The sequence below is a fragment of the Coriobacteriia bacterium genome (assembly GCA_018368455.1).
Lineage (GTDB): Bacteria > Actinomycetota > Coriobacteriia > Coriobacteriales > UMGS124 > JAGZEG01.
On sequence record JAGZEG010000021.1, the window covers coordinates 24156 to 41441 of the forward strand.

Sequence of the window (17286 nt, forward strand, 5' to 3'; positions counted from 1 at the left end):
GGATCGCGCGGCAAACTGTGATCATCCACAGGCGCCACAGAGGGGCAGATCGTCAGCCCCGCAGCAACCGGCCCCTCGGAGCCCCGCATCAGACGCTGCCACCCAGCAGCGGGTGTCCCCTGACCCTACCCCTGCGTCCCAGCCAAGAAGATGCAGGGATCGACGCATATCTCGGGATATGCCGCGCGGAACGACTCGTCATAGGTGACGATGCGCGCCGCCCCTATCGATTCCGCCGCCGCAACGACAAGATTACGCTCAAAGTCGCTCAGACGCGGCCACAGCTCTCGGGCCCGTTCGCATTCCCGTTGGCCGATGCTGGCAACCCGCGCCAGGTCCATGACGTGCGTGACCGCCGCACGTGCGCATGCCTCAAGAGCGCGGGGGTCGGCCTCGGGCAGTGGGGTCACCACCGCACAGGCGCTGCGCAATGCCCGGGGAAGCATGCGATCCAGGCTGGCCAGTGTCGAGGACGCGACCCAGATCTGCGAGCCGCACGTCGTCAGCGCTCCGATGACGTCCGTCGCCTCCCGACAGCGCTCCGCCGTGCTGCCCACCAGGTACTCAAGCCACAGCGTGGCGTCGCACACCACCGGGCCGATGTTAAGCGTTGCGGCCATCGCACCTCACCTCCTCGGAGGGAGCCCCAGCAGAGCAGGGCACCAGGCCCATCTCCTCGGCCAGACGCAACACGCTGCCCGAACCTTCGCGCACACACGCAAGCCTGCGCCGACGCTCGGCCTCAAACTCGTTGCGATGCCACTCCTTCATAAACGAGGGGACGTCCCCCGTCTGGACGAGATATGTCCACAGCGCCCGGATTGCCTGGCTCGGCGAGTAGCCACAGCGCGCCAATACCTCGTCGCCCTCGCGCTTGAGCGCCTCATCGATACGCGTGTTCATCTGGGTCGCAGACACGGGCACCCCTCCCTGCCGCAGCGGCTCGATGCCTCTGTTCGAGTATAGTTGATATACAGTATATATCTGTTCGCTCCGAACCGCCAGCCTGGGGATGAGAAGTTGCGCGCCGGGAGGCTACGCGCCGAGGCGATAGCCAAAGCGCCAGACAGTCTGTAGGTAGACGGGACTCGACGGATTGTCCTCGATCTTTTCTCGGATGCGACGAACGTATGTCGGGATGCTGATGGCGCTGCCCTCGTATTCCTTGCCCCAGATCGCCTCGATCAGGTCCTCTCGCGTGAAAACCTTGCCCGGCGCGTCAGCCATGAGCGCCAGGATCTGGAACTCTTTGGGTGTCAGTGCCACAGTGCGCCCGTGAACCGTCACCTCGCAGCGACGCGGATCGATGTGGAGATCGCCGATCGTAACGGGTTCCGTCATGCCGCGGCCGTGGCCACTACCTCCGCTGGGCACCTCCTTGGCTCCGCCCCGTCGGGCGCGGCGACGCAGCAGCGCCTCGATGCGTAGTAAGATCTCTTCCTCGTTGAACGGTTTTGTGAGGTAGTCGTCGGCCCCAGCCCTGAAACCGATCTTTTTATCAACGATGTCGCCCTTTGCTGACAACATGAGGATGGGGACATCGGGATCGATGGCGCGAATACGCTCGCATGCCTCGAAACCGTCAAGATGCGGCATCACAATATCGAGCACGACGAGGTCGGGCTTCTCGCGTGCAAATTTCTCAAGAGCCTCTCGACCATCGCATGCGCCAAAAAACGTATAGCCAGCTCCAGTCAGGATGATGCCCAGAGCCGACACGAGGCTCGGCTCGTCATCTGCCACCAGAATCTTCGCCATCGCGTCCCTCCCCTTTCGCGCCGTCATCCCCTAACACGCACGCCCCAGTATAGCCAGGTCAAACGTTCACTCGCCAACAGCCAGCGACGCTCGTCGTCATGAAAGCGCCCCTACTCACCTCGCGCAGACAGGTCGCCAGCATCCGAAACGAAGGGATCCAGGGGCAGCGTCACCGTGAACACGCTGCCACGACCCACCTCGCTTTGCACGCTCACGCTGCCGCCCAGACGCTCGGCGAGCGTTCGCACAAGGTAGAGCCCCAGTCCGCTCCCCTGCGAAGACGAGGCCATCTCAAAGCCCGACTGGCTGAACTTGCCGAAGATGCGCTCGAACTCCTCCTCCGGGATGCCGCACCCCGTGTCGCTCACCGTGATAACGAGCTCGCGAATCGACACGGCGCCCCGCTCGCCATCGCCCATCCGCACTCCAATGGCCACCTCACCGCCGCGCTCCGTAAACTTCACGGCGTTGCTCGCAAGGTTCATCACGATCTTGCGCAAGGCCTCAGCATCGGTATAAACAATAGGCACGTCCGCATCCACGTGCTTGGTCAAGCGGATGCCTTGTTTGAGCGCCAGCGGCTCGACAACGCTTCCCACCATGCCAAGCACGTCGACGACATCCACCTCATCGCGAGTGATCTCCAGGCGATTCTCCTCGATCTTGGCAACGTCAATCGTATTGTTCACCATCTCGAGCAACACCTGACTGTTTTCCTTTATCTCGCTCAGTAGGCGCGCATCGTCAACATCGGCCCCCTCGCGGCCTGCACCGCCGCCGCGTTCCCGCATGCGCTTCTCCCAGATCTCCGTGAACGCGATAATGGACGACAGCGGAGTGCGAAGCTCGTGACTCATGACAGCCAGAAAGTCAGCCTTGGCCTCGTTTTCGGACCGCAGGCGTACGTTGGCAGCCTTCAGGGGTTGCGTGACCCAACGATTCAGCGCGAATCGCACAATGAGCACGATCGCCACGGCAAGCACGACAAAGAACACGACAGAGCGGACGAGCCCCGCCGTCGCCTCCGCCTCATATGGCGCAAGCGGGATCATGATGCTCACCGCCCCCGCCATATCGCCCAGCGCCATGCCCTCCTTGATAAAGCCCGTCTCATCGAACTCGCCAGCAGGAGACCCGTGACAGTCGAGGCAGTTGTGTTTGATCGTGAGCAACGAGACATAGCGGAACATGCTCTGGCCTTCGTAGGTGTCGCGACCGTAATACTCCGTCGTCGAGGCGTCCTCCCTAAAGCTGTCAAGCGCCGCCTGCTCGAAGGCGTCGGGCTCGTCGGTCGCCGTGCGCGGGTCTTCTCGAACGTAGCGGATCACATAGCCCTCGGCTTCGTTCGTAAAGCGGCGGGCAATGCCCTTGCCGGCCACGGCGCAGTAGATTCCCTTGAAGTCATAGGAGCCGTCTGCATTGAAGTTGATGGCGTTCTGGGACTGGTCGATGTAGTCCCACACGGCCGTCATCTCTGCGTTGAGCGTGCGCGCCTCGGTCAGCGCCTTGTCCTGGACGCCCTGCTGCTGGGCGACGTGCGTCCACACAAGGTAGATGCAGGCGGCAACGGTGACGACCGCGACGATGACGAGACCGAATCTCGCCGACATGCGACGGGGCAGGGCCTCGTGCGGCGCGGGATCCCGATCCTTTGCCAAGAACCGCCCAACGCCCTGACGCGCCGCCGCTTGCCTCGTCTCCCCATGGCCGCCCATTAAGTCTCCCCTCGCCTCAACCCGCGCCCATTGTACGAAAAGCAAAGCGGCGAGACGCGCCGAAGCACGTCTCGCCGCCTATGCAACCTTTGCGCCACGCAGGCACCTTCAGAGCCTACGCAAGCAATTCCTTGACCTCGTCGAGCAGGGCACTCGCCTGCGCCGTGTAGTTGTCGGTCGCCATCGGATTGTGGGCGACCTTCACGCCGTAATCGGCCGAGCCCATGACGGCCTGTAGGTACGCGTCGGCGCGGGAGTACTTGTCGCGTGCCTCCTGCAGCGTGGCCTCGTCAACGGCGCCGCTCTGGTTGGCCTGAGCCAGCAGCTCGTGCACCTCGGTACGCTTCTCGTCGGCGGCCTTCTCGATCTCGGCGGCCTCGGCCTGGCGCTCTTTGACCATGGCCTTCATGTCGGCCGTCGTCTCAATGCCCTGCGCGGAGTGGCAGCTCAGACAGTAGTTCAGCGAGTCCTCGCTCTCAAGCGGCGAGCCCGAGGCGTTGTGGCTCGTGTACGTGGCACCCGTCTGCTCGTCGGTGGCCTGCGGCATGTGGCAGCTCACGCACGTCACACCCAGCTCGCGCATCGCGCTACCCTGGGTGAATTCAACATCGGGGTGAGACAGCGTCGAGACGAGTGCGCCCGTCTCCTCGTCAACGCCGCAGATGCCGTCCTCAACGACCGCGTCGTACAGCGCGTCAATGTCCGTGCCGAACTGATACGGAGCAAAACCGTCCATCGTCTCCTGGTCGGTGATGTGCGAGCGATAGTCCAGCGAGTTGTGGCACTGGCCGCAAGCACGCTCGGCGGCGTCGAAGTCGTCGTACGCATCGCGAGCCAGTTGCGACCAGTACGTGAGCTGGGCGTCGGGCGCGCTCGAGGACGGGTCTCCATCGTGGCAGGTCTTGCAGTCCCACACCTGGCCATCAACGGTGTCGACGAAGTCCTGGTCGAGCTCGGCCACGAAGATGCCGGGCCCCTTCTCCTCGTAGACGATGTCAAAGTTCGACGTCTTGCACGAGAAGCAGCCCTGCTTGAACTCCTGGGCGGCCACAGCGCCAAGCTGATCCTCGGCGATGACCCACTGGTGACTCGCCTCGTCATACTCAAAGCCAGAGATGGCATAGTTGCCGCTATCGTCGGTGATGAGTGTCGTGCCGTCGCGCACGACCGGGGCAAGCAGCTTAGCCTTGAGGTCGTAGTGGCCGTGCGGCTGGCCATCGGCCTTGACCGTACTCTGGTGATACGAGCCGTACTCGAGAGGATACAGCACGCCCCATTCGTCCTCGGTGACCGAAGAAGGATCGGACTGCGCAACTGCGGTGATCTCCTCCTTTGTCGGCTCTTGAGCTCCGTCGGCTGCCAGAGCCTGCGGCGCTGAAGCGCACAGTGCAGCGCTCACCCCTACGGCAGCGCAAAACGCGACGATTGACGAGCCCGCGAAGGCCCACTTCCTGGCGTGCTTGTGCATACGTCTTCCTCTCCCTGTGTCCCTCACGATTGGTGCGCCGCAACCAACCTCGCCAGAGATTGCCTAGGCGCGAGGGAACCTCCCAGATGCATGGCACCAAGCATAGGCGAGCCTGAAGGCAGGCTGAATTGCCGGAGATTTGTATTCGCATTGCGAAACTGCAAGGAATGGCATGTACCACGGTGGAGCATAGCGAACTGCGGTGCGGAGTCGCGAGCCCCTCTCGCACGCACGGCAGCATTTCGCGGACAGGAATCCAACCTGTGTATGGCCCGCGCCGCAACCTCGACACGAAGGATCCGTCGAGCTGCAGTTTCGCCTTTCAGCTTTGGGGCGCAGGCCCGTCCGGCCCTGCTTGCCCATACATGACCGCGATGCTTGTCCAAGAAACGCTCGTCGCATGCAAAGAGCCCGCGACGCGCCCGCGATGGTAGCATGGGCGCGCACACGATCCGACAGCCCGACCGGCCGGGTCCACCCCCCACGCCGGCACGACATCCCGAAAGAGGCATCCATGGCAGACACGCCCTCCCCCGCCGCCCCGACTCCGCTGGCCCCGTTCGACCCCACGTACCAGCGCCATCCCTCGCGCCGCTATCCCGTGTACGCCCGCGGCGGCATGGTGAACTGTTCCTCGCCCCAGGCGGCCGCGGCCGGCCTTGAGGCCCTGCGAGCCGGAGGCACGGCCGTCGACGCCGCCGTTGCCGCGGCCAGCGCGCTCACCGTCGTGGAGCCCACGGCCAACGGCATCGGCTCCGATGCGTTCGCCCTCGTGTGGTCGGCGCGCGACCAGAAGCTCTACGGCCTCAACTCGAGCGGCCCCGCCCCGGCGGCCATCTCCATCGAGCGCGTCCTCGCCGACGGGCGCGCCGAGGATGGCAAGATGCCCAAGCTCGGGTGGACGCCCGTCACCGTCTCGGGCGCTCCCGGCGCTTGGGCGGCGCTCACGAAGCGCTTCGGCCGCCGCTCCCTGGCCGACAACCTCGCGCCGGCCGTGCGCTACGCCCGCGAGGGCTATCCCTGCGCGCCGAACCTCTCGCTCATGTGGCAGCGCTCGTTCGACAAGTACGCGCCACTGGCCGGTGAGGATGCCTTCGCCGAGTGGTTCGTCACGTTCGCGCCGCAGGGCCGTGCACCGCTGGCCGGCGAGCTCGTCACGCTGCCCCACCACGCCGACACGCTTGAGGCGATCGGTGCCACGGACGCCGCCGCGTTCTACTCGGGCGACATCGCGCGCGCCATCGACGCCGACAGCCGCGCGCACGGCGGCTACCTGCGCTATGAGGACCTCGCCGCGTTCGAGCCGCAGTGGGTCGAACCGCTGAGCGTCGACTACCACGGCTACACCGTCTGCGAGATTCCGCCCAACGGCCAGGGCATCGCCGCGCTCATGGCGCTGGGGACGCTCGAGGCGCTCGACGGGCTCGGCGGCCCCCTCGCGGCACCGGGAGGCTCGCTGGCGTTCGGAGGCTCCGGGCGCACGGACAGCATCGAGCCCGACTTGGCGCTCCACCGGCAGATCGAGGCGATGAAGCTCGCGTTTGCCGACGCATTCGCCCACGTCACGGACCCCACGCGCATGGACGTCGACCCCCACGAGCTGCTGACGCCCGAGCTGTGCGCCCGCCGCGCGGCGCGCATCAGCGAGCATGCGCAGGACTTCGGGCCCACGCTGCCGCCGCATAGCAACACGGTCTACCTGTGCTGCGCCGACGCCGAGGGCAACATGGTGAGCTACATCCAGTCGAACTACATGGGATTCGGCTCAGGCATCGTCGTGCGCGGGACGGGCGTCGCCCTGCAGAACCGCGGACACGACTTCTCGCTCGACCCGACGGCTGCCAACGCGTTGGCGCCGGGCAAGCGCACGTACCACACAATCATCCCCGGCTTCCTCATGCGCGACGGCCGCCCCGTGGGGCCGTTCGGCGTCATGGGCGGCTACATGCAGCCGCAGGGCCACGTGCAGGTCGTCTGCAACTACGTCGACGGGCGGCTCGACCCGCAGCAGGCGCTCGACGCGCCGCGCTGGCAGTGGCTGCGCGACGGCTCGCTCATCGTCGAGGACCGCTTCGATGCGGAGCTGGCCCGCAAGCTGGCGCGGCGCGGCCACCGCGTGCGCGTCGAGCTCGATACCAGCGAGTTCGGCCGCGGCCAGATGATCGTGCGGCTGGACAACGACACGCTCGTCGGCGGATGCGAGAGCCGCACGGATAGCCTCATCGCCTGCTGGTAGGAAGACGAGACGCCCGAGAACAAGCGACTCGCCTCGCGAGGCCAATGCGCCCGCTCGGGGCGGCGCCCGGCGAGAACCCGATAACCAAGCCCCGGCCATCGCCCCGCATCGGAAGGGCGGCGACCGGGGCTTCCCTGCAACCGCTGGCACATGCGGAAATCGCTGCCCACGGAAGGTGGCGCTTCCCGCATGGCAGGCTGGACCGCCTCGCCGCACCCGGCTAATCCGGCTCCACGAGCTCCGCCGCAATCCCGGCGTGCCAACGGGCGCGATCTCCGCGTCCAGAAAGGCAGAGCAGTACCAGAGGCCGCCTCGTTGGCCAAAAAGTACCTGCTTTGCGAGGATTTCTGGTGTCAGATGCTCACCGCCAGGAAAACGTGTCCTATCGACCTGCGGTTTTCTCGGATGCCATAGCTAGCAGCGCGCCTGTCCACTCGCAAAGCGGGCACCTTTTGGCCACGCGGACCCCTTCTCGTCCTTCTCTGGGTGCCCAGGCACCTTCCCCGTCTCGAAAAGCCCCGCCCCCGCATGCTCGAGCGCGCAAAAAGGCCGCCAGACCGTCCTTCTCGACGGCCCGGCGGCCTCGGTGGCCCATATCAGCAGAGCCTGCGCCCTACGCGCTCAGCCAGCAGCGGTTGAAGCGCGCGTAGCCCATCATGTTCATGAGCAGGTTGTTCACGCGGCCCGAGCACACGTAGCCGTGGCCGTACACGCACAGCGGGATGAGCGGGAAGTCCTCGGCCACGATCTTGTCAGCGGCCTGGTAGCCCGCAGCGCGCTCGTCGGCATCCGTCTTGCCTGCCGCCTCGTTGAGCGCCGCCTCGAACTCGGGGTTGTCGTACTTGCAGTAGTTGCTGCCCGCGCCCTTGAAGAACGCGTCCTGCAGGTAGGAGTAGGCGCTCGGCGCGTCAGCCGTGAAGCCCATGCGGCCGATCTGGTAGTCGCCCGCCGTCAGGGCGTCGAGGTAGGCGGCCCACTCCTGCGTCTCGATCGTCGCATCGATGCCCACGGCCTGCAGGTCGGCCTGGATCATCGTGAAGATGTCCTCGTTGCCCGAGCCCGTGTTCGTCGACAGCGTCAGCGACAGGTTGCGCTTGCCGTTTGCGTCGGCCGGGTAGCCCGCCTTGTCGAGGTACTCGGCTGCCTTGTCCTTGTCGCTCTCGGCCGGGCAGTGCTCCCAGGTGCCCGCCTGATAGCCGGCGAGCGACGGCGGCAGCACGTCATCGACAGGCGTGCGCGAGTTCTCAAGCACCGTCGTGCAGATGGCCTGGCGGTTGATGGCATAGGACAGGGCGATGCGCAGGTCCTTGTTGCTCATCACGGCGTCTTCGTTGTTGCAGATGATGCAGTAGACAGTCGTCTCCTTGCCCGAGAGCACCTGCTTGCCGGGGTTCACGAGGTTGCCGTCGACCTCCGCCGTGCCGTACATCGTCGTCGAGGCCGTGAACTGGCCGTTGGGGATGAGCGTGAAGTCGAGGTTGCCGGCCTGGAACTCCGACCACGCCGTGTCGTCATCAGCGTAGATGGCAAAGTTGACGCCGTCGATGAACGGCTTCTCGCCCGTGTAGCCCTCGTAGCGCTTCACGACGATGCGCTGACCGTCCTCCCACTGGCCGTCCATCTGGAACGGGCCGTTGCCGATGGGCGCGACGCGGAACTTCTGGAAGTCCTCCTCAGTATCCGTCGAGCCCGCAGGCACCGGCGCCGTCGAGGGATGCGTCGTGATGATGGGAAAGTCGGCAAACGGCTGCGTCAGGTTCACAACGAGCGTGTAGTCGTCGGGGCACTCGATGGCGAGCTCGGAGGCCTGACCGGACTGCATCTCCGTGGCGCCCTTCACCATCGTGATGATGGAGCCCTGCGTCGAGGGAGACGGCTTGAAGTCGTGCTTGCAGATGCGCTCCCAGCTGTACTTGAAGTCCTTCGACGTGACGGGCGCGCCGTTGTGGAACGTGGCGTCCTTGCGCAGGTGGAACGTGAACTGCGTCGCGTCGTCGTTGGACTCCCAGCTCTCGGCCGCGAGCGGCGTGACCTGGCCATCGAAGTTGTTGAGCGCCGTCAGCGTGTCGAACAGCGCGTAGGTCACCATGCAGCCGTTGTTCTCAGACGAGGAGAACGGCTCGATGCCGGCGGGGTTGATGATGAACCAGTTGAGCGTGCCGCCCTGGACGGCAGCGGACGTGTCGGCGTCGGGACCCTTGTAGTCGGAGCCCTCAGCAGCAATCGCAGGCGTGGAAGCGAGTCCTTTGGAACCGAGCGCAAGCAGGCCAGCCGTGGCTGCGGCGCCGGCGAGGAAGCCACGACGCGTCACGGAGGGCGCCTGTGTCTTGCTGCTGGACAGTGCAGATTCGCAATATTGCATATTCATCGATACTCTCCCAACCATTTTGCATGATTTGGCGATTAGATGCACGGCATCTTAGGCCTTGTCCGAGGCGAGAGGAGTCAGACACGTTAAATTCCCGACTACGCCGCAAATCCTCACGAATCGCCCTGATTGAGGGCACCCGGTGCAGAGGAGACTCCGAGAGTCCGCCGACCCCCTCGATTCGCAAGCTGCGGCCGGTTGTTGGCCAAGATCGTGCGCCGTGTATGGCCTATCTTCCGCGCTCGAGCAGAGCCGACAGAGACAGCTCGCAAAACCGCAGGTCGCGGGCGAAGGCCCATCGCGAGCGAACCCGGCCCCAGCAGGGACACCATACACAACGGCGCCGTTTGGCCAAAAAGGCGCCCCGAAGCTGCGGCCGCGCGCAGACCCCGCCGCACGGGCCGGATCACCGTGAGCGAGCGTGCGCACAGAAGGGGCGCACCATCAGCTGCGGCCGCCCGCGGACTCCCGCCACACGCGGCGTGCGCCCGCGCCTCCGCTCCCGCGCGCAAAAAGGGGCCGCCTCCAACCTCAAGGGGCTACCTCCCGCCTCGATGTCGAAAACCCGCGAGTGCCACCCGCCCCCGTGCGCAAAAAAGGCTGCTTCGGCCGGCGCCGCAAGGCCGGGTGGCGCAGCCTGTCCCCACGCACGCAATAAGGCGCCGCCCTCGGACGATTCCGAGAACGGCGCCTTGGCAGGCGGCCTCTGCGAGGATCTTTCTTACACGATGCCCTGGGCCATCATGGCGTCGGCGACCTTCTTGAAGCCGGCGATGTTGGCGCCCATGACGTAGTTGCCCTCGTGGCCGTACGCGCGGGCCGCGTCGTCGCACGTGTGGTAGATGCCACGCATGATGGTCTCGAGGCGGGAGTCGACCTCCTCGAACGTCCAGCTCAGGCGCTCGGAGTTCTGGCTCATCTCCAGGCCGGACACCGCGACGCCGCCAGCGTTGGCAGCCTTGCCCGGGAAGAACGCGACGCCGTTCTCCTGCAGGTACGCCGTGGCGTCGAGCGTCGTCGGCATGTTCGCGCCCTCGCCGACGACCTTGCAGCCGTTGGCGACGAGCGCCTTGGCGTCCTCGAGGTGCAGCGTGTTCTCGCGAGCGCACGGCAGCGCGACGTCGCACGGGATCTGCCACACGCCACGGCCGTCGCCCTCGTGCCACTCGGCGCCGGGGCGCTGGTCGACGTACATGGCCAGGCTCACGCCCTTGTCGTGGCCGGAGCGCTTGGCGTTGTAGATGTCCTCGAGCACCTTGTAGTCGATGCCCTCGGCGTCGTAGATCCAGCCCTTCGTGTCGGAGCAGGCTACGACCTTGCCGCCGAGCTGCGTGACCTTCTGCACGGCGTAGATGGCGACGTTGCCCGAGCCGTGCACGACGACCGTCTTGCCGGCGAACGAGTCGCCGTGGCACTTGAGGTACTCGTCGACGAAGTACACCAGGCCGTAGCCCGTAGCCTCCGTGCGCGCCAGCGAGCCGCCGAACTCGAGGCCCTTGCCGGTGAGCACGCCGCTCCACTCGTTGCGCAGGCGCTTGTACTGGCCGAACAGGTAGCCGATCTCGCGACCGCCCACGCCCAGGTCGCCGGCAGGCACGTCGGTGTTCGGGCCGATGTGGCGCGAGAGCTCCGTCATGAAGCTCTGGCAGAAGTGCATGATCTCGCGGTTGGACTTGCCCTTGGGGTCGAAGTCCGAGCCGCCCTTGCCGCCGCCCATCGGCAGCGTCGTCAACGCGTTCTTGAACACCTGCTCGAAGCCGAGGAACTTGAGCATGCCCAGGTAGACGGTCGGGTTGAAGCGCAGGCCGCCCTTGTAGGGCCCGATGGCCGAGTTGTACTCGACGCGGAAGCCGCGGTTGATCTGCACCTCGCCGCTGTCGTCGATCCACGGCACGCGGAACTGCACGACGCGCTCGGGCTCGACGAGGCGCTCGAGGATCTTGGCCCGCTCGTACTCGGGATGCGCGTCCAGAACAGGCTCGAGCGACGTCAGAACCTCGGTGACGGCCTGGATGAACTCAGGCTGGTTCGGGTCCTTCTGCTTCACGAGGTCGATGACGCGCTGCACATAACTCATGGAATGATCCTCCGATTCGTCTCGGGGCCAGACGCCCGGCATCGCAAGCGGGCGCTGCGGGAAGGCACGGACTTGTGTTTGTGAACGAAGCCTGCCACAGCGTCCCGCCGCCGAAAAAGCCCTGACACGGGGATTTAACAGAGGCGCACAAACGGACACGCCCCGGCAACAAACCCGCCACGCGATGCATACAGAGCGCGCGACACGCACTCGGGAGAGTTATCCGAGGCGCGGGACGCAGAACGCACGCCAGCACCCGAGCCGCTATGATGGGCAGTGGGCGGAATCGCGCATCAGAAAGGACGAACCACCTTGCTCGCATCACCAACACCCAACGCGTCCGGCTCGGGACAGGGCCTCGCGGGCACTTCCCGCTCTCAGCGTGTCTGCCTGCCGTGGCTCGTCGCCATGGTCGTGCTCATGTGCATCATCTGGGGCAACTCCATGGTGCCCGGGCAGCAGAGCGGCGAGCTGAGCTCCGGCGTGCTCGAGATGATCCAGCAGGGCATGGCGTCTCTGGGCATCCCCGCGGGCTGGCTCACGGAGCACATCGTCCGCAAGGCCGCCCACTTCACCGAGTACCTGTGCCTGGGACTCGTGGCCATGCAGGCGCTGCGACCGCACCGCGCCGCCCAGGGGCATCGGACCGCCAGGGCGCTCGCCGTGGCGCTGCTGCTCGTGCTCACGCCGCTCGTCGACGAGACGATCCAGCTGTTCTCCGACGGGCGCGGCAGCATGGTGAGCGACGTGTGGATCGACATCAGCGGCGCCGCGACCGGCTGCCTCATCACGCTGCTGCTCAGCTTCGCCTTCGGTGCGCTGAGGCCTGAGCGTCGCCCAGATGCGCCCGAGGCGCACAGCAACAAGAATTAGCCTGCGCAGCCTTTTTTAGGCGGCAGATACTCGTATCATGGGAGACATGCGCGCGGAGCTGCGGCAGGAGGGAGCCACGCCCGCCCAAAAGCGCCGCGCCTGTCCAACATCCGCATCGGAAAGGATCCGTCCCCATGATTCCTCCCAAGCTGTGCAAGGTCGGCCAGACCATCACGTTCGAGGGGTACGCCGACGACTACGGCCGCCACATCGTCGCCGTCGAGTTCACGTTCGACGACTGGAAGACGTACGCCACGTATGACACGAGCGCGTCCGACCCCAACCTCATGGTGCATTGGACGTACGCCTACACGCCGAAGCAGCCCGGCACGTACCAGCTCAAGGTGCGCTCCGTCACGGAGGACGGCCGCAAGAGCCCCATCGCCGCCGAGGCAACGCTCATCGTCGAGGAGTAGGCCGTCGCCATGTCGCCCCGCAGCGCCCTCCAGCCCAGCCCCGCACCAGAACCTGAGCCTTGCCCGGGCGGCAAGGCAGACATTTTGCGGCCCATCCTGGGCAAGGGCTTTCTGCAGGCATGGCTGTTCATCATGCTGTTCAGCCCCGTCATCCACGGCGCGTCCATGGGTGACGTCATGCGCCTTGGCAACGTCACGATGGCCTGGTGCCTCGGCTTCGTCGCCATCTCGCTCGTCGGCGCCGTGCCGTGGTCGCGCTTCATCACACGAGAGCCGGACGCGCCGGCGCGCGGCCCGTGGCACAACGCGCGCGTCTCCATGCTCGTCGCCAGCGTGACGTTGGCAATCTGCACGCTGCTGCTCGAGGTGGGCGGGCCGGCCACTCCGGGGCAGTCTCCCTGGGTACCGCTGGCCTCTGTGCTCTCGGGCGTGGGCTCCGCCATGCAGTGCTGGTGCTGGGGAGCCTCGTTCACCATGCGCTACAGCCGACGGACGGGCGTCTACATCGGAGCGGCGTTCGCCTTTGCCGCCATCGTGTTCATACTCGTGGCAGCCCTGCCCCCGCTGGTGGCAACGATCGTGACGACGGCCCTTCCGCTGGCAGGCGCCGCCTTGTTCGTCACGGACGCCCTGCCGGCACCCGCCTCGGCGCGCCCCCTGGCCGACCAGCCCGGCGAGCCCGCCGCCCGCCCGCTCGCGACGTTCGCCCGCGCCCTGGTCGGCGTCGCACTGCTCGGCTTCTCCGAGAGCTTCTCGCGCATGCTCTTCCAGGCGCCCGGCGCCGTGGCCGACCCCATCTATCCCTGGGCGCTGCTGCTCGCCACGCTCATCGCGTCCGTCCTCGTGGCGCTCGTGTCGCTCGCCCGCCCCGAGCGCGACAGCATCGGCCGCATCAACCACGTGCTCATGCTCGTCATGGCGCTGCTGCTCGCCCTCATGCCCGCGCTGCAGGGGCTCGGCCTCGCCACCGATACGGCCAACCTCGTGTGCCGCATGATGTTCTACCTGATCATCGAGGTCCTGTTCGCCCAGGTCAGCTTCATCCACGGCCTGAACGCGCGCGTGAGCTACGCGCTGGGGCTCGGCGTCGCCAACGGAGGCTGCCTCGTGGGCATCCTGCTCGGACGCCAGCTCGCCCCCGCCGTGGCTGCGAGCTTCCGCCTGCAGGTCGCGTTCGCCGTCCTGGCCGCCGTGCTCGTGTTCGCGGCGTTCCTGTTCGTCGTCGACGAGAGGACGTTCGTCGAGCTGCTCCACGTCAAGGATGGCGATCGGCCCCAGGCCCGTCGCTTCACGATGCGCTGCGACCGCGTCTCGCAGGAGTACCGCCTCACCGCGAAGGAGACTGAGGTCATGATGCTGGCGGCCAAAGGGAACACCGCCCAGCGCATCGCCGAGGCCCTGGGCATCTCCGTGGGTACCGTCAACGTCCACCTCAACCACGCCTACCGCAAGATGGGCGTGCACAGCCGACAGGAAATGCTCGACCTCATCGATGCGCAGGGCGCCCCTGCAAGCGCCGCAGAGCGCGCGTAACACCCGCGCAGAACGCCGCACTCAACCCGCGGACATTCTCTTGTTTCCGCAGGTAAATAGCGCCTACATAGTTTCTTTTGACCCCTGATGAGCCCCTGAGGGGGCCTACAAAGAAAGCTCTAGCTACCGACGCCGCCTCCCTTTTCTTAAGGTTGTTTCAGGCAAGGGCGGATGTGTGCCACCGCACGAACGGCACGCGCCCCGCATGAAACGCACGAAGAGGAGAGGAGGAGGGGAAGCATGCGCATCGGAGCAAAGCTGCTGGGCGGCGGTCTGGGCATCGTGCTCGCAGGGAGTCTGGCGTTCGCCGGCATCGGCGTGGCGCTGGCCGACGAGGCCGCGAGCCAGGACGCAGCTCCCGCGTACCAGGAGGGCTGGTCCGACGAGGCCAAGGAGCTCGCCGCCAACGACACCCGCATGGCGAACACGACCGGCTACGAGGGTGGCGTCGACTACTGGGCCGAGTACGAGAACTACATCGACACCATCGAGTACGCCGACCGTGACGCCGCCAACGCTGAGGCAGTCGCGCCCAAGCGCTACGTCGACTACTTCGGCAACATCTACCAGCCGACGCCGAACGACCCGGCCGGCTGGAACAACACGTACCTCAACGCGGACGGCCGCGGCTGCCTCAGCTGCCACCGGTCCATCGAGGACATCCTCATCGAGATGGACACGCGTCACGACGTCTATGTCGAGGGGTACGCCACGACGCTGACGATCACGAACTGCACGTCGTGCCACGGCCCGAGCGGCCTGCACGGCAAGATCCCGCTGTCCACGTCGCTGCACGGCGTCCACAACGGCAACATCGCGTTCCAGTCGCTCGGCGGCAACTGCGAGTCGTGCCACTTCGTGACGCCGCAGGGCGAATTCGAGATGTGGGACCTGGTCAAGTACGACCACTACATGGGCCTGACCGATGTCTCTGCCGAGGAGGCGCAGCTCGAGGTCTCCTACGACCAGGAGGTCATCTCCGATACGGAGCAGCAGTTCTTCAAGTCTCTGTGGATGGAGCCGACGAGCTGGCGCACGACGACGGACCCGGCCGTGGCCGACGAGTGGATCGTGACGATCGACGGCGAGGTCGAGAACCCCATCGAAGCGAGCGTCTCCGAGCTCAAGGAGATGTTCGGCACGAAGACGTACACGATGAAGCAGCAGTGCATCGCCAACGGCATCGGCAACGCCTGGATCTTCCAGGCCGAGTTCACCGGCATCCCCGTCAAGGACATCATCGAGTACGTGAAGCCGGCCGACACCGTCAACAAGATCAAGTACAACTCCGAGGACGGCTACAGCCTCAAGGGCATCACGTTCGACGAGGTCAACCAGGACGAGTGCCTGCTCGTGACCGAGATCAACGGCGAGACGCTGCCCGTGACGCAGGGCTGGCCCCTGACGCTGGCCATCCCGCGCAACTCGGCCGCCAGCTTCGTCAAGGCGCTCACGGAGTTCAACTTCGTGACGGACGAGGCCATGGCCAAGCAGGCCGCTGAGAAGGCCAGCGAGCCACAGGAGGAGACGCCCGGCAGCCCGAACGCCGCCGTGCTGAACTACCCCGACGGCAAGGTCTTCCAGAACGGCGAGCCCGTGCACCTCGAGGGCGTGTCCGACGCGTTCGGCGATCCCATCAGCAAGATCCAGTTCTCGCTCGACGGCGGACAGAGCTGGGTCGAGATGGAGACGCCCGACAACGACCCCATCAAGTGGACGTACTGGTACCTGGACTTCACCCCGCCCGAGCCCGGCTGCTACCTGCTGAAGATCCGCACGTTCTGCCAGGGCGAGAGCGGCACCGAGTACCCGCCGTCGCTCGACACGAACTTCCTGTTCACCGTCGAGTAAGCGCGGCTCCTTCACCACGGCACTTCTGACCCGCTGCGCGGCCCGGCTCGATCGCCAGGATCCGCCGGCCCGCAGCGGGCCCCATCCGAACCATCCATGTACGAGAGGGGGCACTATGAACATCAGGAAAACGGTGCTGACGGCAGGCCTGGGCCTCATGCTCGCCGGCAGCCTCGCGTGCGCCGGCGCCGTGTCGGCCTTCGCCGAGGACTCCGCCGCGGCTGACAGCGCGGCCGCCGCGTCCCAGGAGGGCTGGTCCGACGAGGCCAAGGCCCTCGTGGGCACCGACACGCGCCTGGGCAACACGATCGGCTACGGCACGGACGGCGGCACGTCGCTCGACAACTACGCCGACTACACCGAGAAGCTCACGTACGCCGAGAAGGTCGCTGCCAACGCCGAGGCCAACCAGCCCAAGCGCTACGTTGACTCGTTCGGCAACATCTACCAGCCCGTCCCGAGCGACCCCAAGGGCTGGAACGTCGGCTACCTCAACGCCGACGAGCGCGGCTGCCTCAGCTGCCACACCAGCTTCGAGGACATCGTCATGAGCCTCGGCACGAAGCACAACGTGTACGCCGCCGGCTACCCCGCCCAGACGACGCTCTCTGACTGCCTCGGCTGCCATCGCCACGAGGAGTTCGGCCGCGACCGCCTGTACAAGTCGCTGCACGGCATCCACAACAGCAGCACGGCCTTCACGGGCATGGGCGGCAGCTGCGACTCGTGCCACTACCTGTCCGACGGCGGCTCGCAGGTCGGCGGCAACCAGTACGAGATGTGGGACTACGCCAAGTACGACCTGTACAAGGGCATCACCGACGTCGCGGCCGAGGAGGCCAACGTCGAGCTCTCCTACGACCAGACGACCATCTCCGGCACCGACCAGATGTTCTTCGAGTCGCTGAACAACGAGCCGGCCGAGTGGCGCACGACGACGGACCCGGCCGTGGCCGACGAGTGGATCGTGACGATCGGCGGCGAGGTCGAG

At 66.1% G+C, this 17286-nt stretch carries 13 protein-coding genes; 6 read left to right on the forward strand and 7 right to left on the reverse strand.

Going from position 1 to position 17286, the window contains the following annotated elements; all coding sequences use genetic code 11:
* Nucleotides 1–125 precede the first annotated feature (125 nt).
* The 5 genes from KHZ24_10940 to KHZ24_10960 all read right to left on the reverse strand — a co-directional run bounded on the left by KHZ24_10940 (nt 126) and on the right by KHZ24_10960 (nt 4941).
* On the reverse strand, nt 126–620 hold the full coding sequence (locus KHZ24_10940; protein MBS5451700.1) for a hypothetical protein: 495 nt from the start codon (nt 618–620) through the stop codon (nt 126–128).
* Nucleotides 604–918, reverse strand: a complete 315-nt coding sequence (locus KHZ24_10945; protein MBS5451701.1) for a type II toxin-antitoxin system RelB/DinJ family antitoxin — start codon at nt 916–918, stop codon at nt 604–606. The genes KHZ24_10940 and KHZ24_10945 overlap by 17 nt, the downstream gene beginning before the upstream one ends.
* A gap of 117 nt (nt 919–1035) precedes the next feature.
* Entirely contained in the window at nt 1036–1785 is a 750-nt protein-coding gene (locus tag KHZ24_10950) for a response regulator transcription factor (GenBank protein MBS5451702.1), read from the reverse strand.
* 83 nt (nt 1786–1868) lie between these two features.
* On the reverse strand, nt 1869–3368 hold the full coding sequence (locus KHZ24_10955; GenBank protein ID MBS5451703.1) for a DUF3365 domain-containing protein: 1500 nt from the start codon (nt 3366–3368) through the stop codon (nt 1869–1871).
* A 220-nt stretch (nt 3369–3588) separates the two neighbouring features.
* Nucleotides 3589–4941, reverse strand: a complete 1353-nt coding sequence (locus KHZ24_10960; protein ID MBS5451704.1) for an ammonia-forming cytochrome c nitrite reductase subunit c552 — start codon at nt 4939–4941, stop codon at nt 3589–3591.
* A gap of 514 nt (nt 4942–5455) precedes the next feature.
* On the opposite strand from KHZ24_10960, the gene KHZ24_10965 reads away from it, so the two are divergent.
* Complete coding sequence (locus tag KHZ24_10965) at nt 5456–7177, forward strand: gamma-glutamyltransferase family protein (GenBank protein ID MBS5451705.1); 1722 nt, start codon at nt 5456–5458, stop codon at nt 7175–7177.
* A gap of 613 nt (nt 7178–7790) precedes the next feature.
* On the opposite strand, the gene KHZ24_10970 is transcribed toward KHZ24_10965, so the two are convergent.
* Nucleotides 7791–9539 (reverse strand): ABC transporter substrate-binding protein, encoded by a 1749-nt coding sequence (locus tag KHZ24_10970; GenBank protein ID MBS5451706.1) that lies wholly within the window; start codon nt 9537–9539, stop codon nt 7791–7793.
* A gap of 727 nt (nt 9540–10266) precedes the next feature.
* Nucleotides 10267–11622: an NADP-specific glutamate dehydrogenase gene (gene gdhA, locus KHZ24_10975; protein MBS5451707.1), complete on the reverse strand. Its 1356-nt coding sequence runs from the start codon at nt 11620–11622 to the stop codon at nt 10267–10269.
* Nucleotides 11623–12030: 408 nt separating this feature from the next.
* On the opposite strand from gdhA, the gene KHZ24_10980 reads away from it, so the two are divergent.
* The 5 genes from KHZ24_10980 to KHZ24_11000 all read left to right on the forward strand — a co-directional run.
* Entirely contained in the window at nt 12031–12495 is a 465-nt protein-coding gene (locus KHZ24_10980; protein ID MBS5451708.1) for a VanZ family protein, read from the forward strand.
* Nucleotides 12496–12629: 134 nt separating this feature from the next.
* Nucleotides 12630–12911, forward strand: coding sequence for a molybdopterin-binding protein (locus KHZ24_10985; protein MBS5451709.1), 282 nt, complete (start codon nt 12630–12632; stop codon nt 12909–12911).
* Nucleotides 12912–12920: 9 nt separating this feature from the next.
* On the forward strand, nt 12921–14444 hold the full coding sequence (locus KHZ24_10990; GenBank protein MBS5451710.1) for a hypothetical protein: 1524 nt from the start codon (nt 12921–12923) through the stop codon (nt 14442–14444).
* A gap of 240 nt (nt 14445–14684) precedes the next feature.
* Nucleotides 14685–16295 (forward strand): molybdopterin-dependent oxidoreductase, encoded by a 1611-nt coding sequence (locus KHZ24_10995; protein ID MBS5451711.1) that lies wholly within the window; start codon nt 14685–14687, stop codon nt 16293–16295.
* 115 nt (nt 16296–16410) lie between these two features.
* Nucleotides 16411–17286 (forward strand): hypothetical protein (locus KHZ24_11000; protein MBS5451712.1); only part of this gene is annotated, 876 nt, incomplete at its 3' end.

Coding starts and splice junctions, on each gene's coding strand:
- KHZ24_10980 (MBS5451708.1), top strand. CDS start 12,031: ATGGTCGTGCTCATGTGCATCATCTGGGGCAACTCCATGGTGCCCGGG.
- KHZ24_10995 (MBS5451711.1), top strand. CDS start 14,685: ATGCGCATCGGAGCAAAGCTGCTGGGCGGCGGTCTGGGCATCGTGCTC.
- KHZ24_10950 (MBS5451702.1), bottom strand. CDS start 1,785: ATGACGGCGCGAAAGGGGAGGGACGCGATGGCGAAGATTCTGGTGGCA.
- KHZ24_10970 (MBS5451706.1), bottom strand. CDS start 9,539: ATGCAATATTGCGAATCTGCACTGTCCAGCAGCAAGACACAGGCGCCC.
- KHZ24_10940 (MBS5451700.1), bottom strand. CDS start 620: ATGGCCGCAACGCTTAACATCGGCCCGGTGGTGTGCGACGCCACGCTG.
- gdhA (MBS5451707.1), bottom strand. CDS start 11,622: ATGAGTTATGTGCAGCGCGTCATCGACCTCGTGAAGCAGAAGGACCCG.
- KHZ24_10990 (MBS5451710.1), top strand. CDS start 12,921: ATGTCGCCCCGCAGCGCCCTCCAGCCCAGCCCCGCACCAGAACCTGAG.
- KHZ24_10985 (MBS5451709.1), top strand. CDS start 12,630: ATGATTCCTCCCAAGCTGTGCAAGGTCGGCCAGACCATCACGTTCGAG.
- KHZ24_10960 (MBS5451704.1), bottom strand. CDS start 4,941: ATGCACAAGCACGCCAGGAAGTGGGCCTTCGCGGGCTCGTCAATCGTC.
- KHZ24_10965 (MBS5451705.1), top strand. CDS start 5,456: ATGGCAGACACGCCCTCCCCCGCCGCCCCGACTCCGCTGGCCCCGTTC.
- KHZ24_10955 (MBS5451703.1), bottom strand. CDS start 3,368: ATGTCGGCGAGATTCGGTCTCGTCATCGTCGCGGTCGTCACCGTTGCC.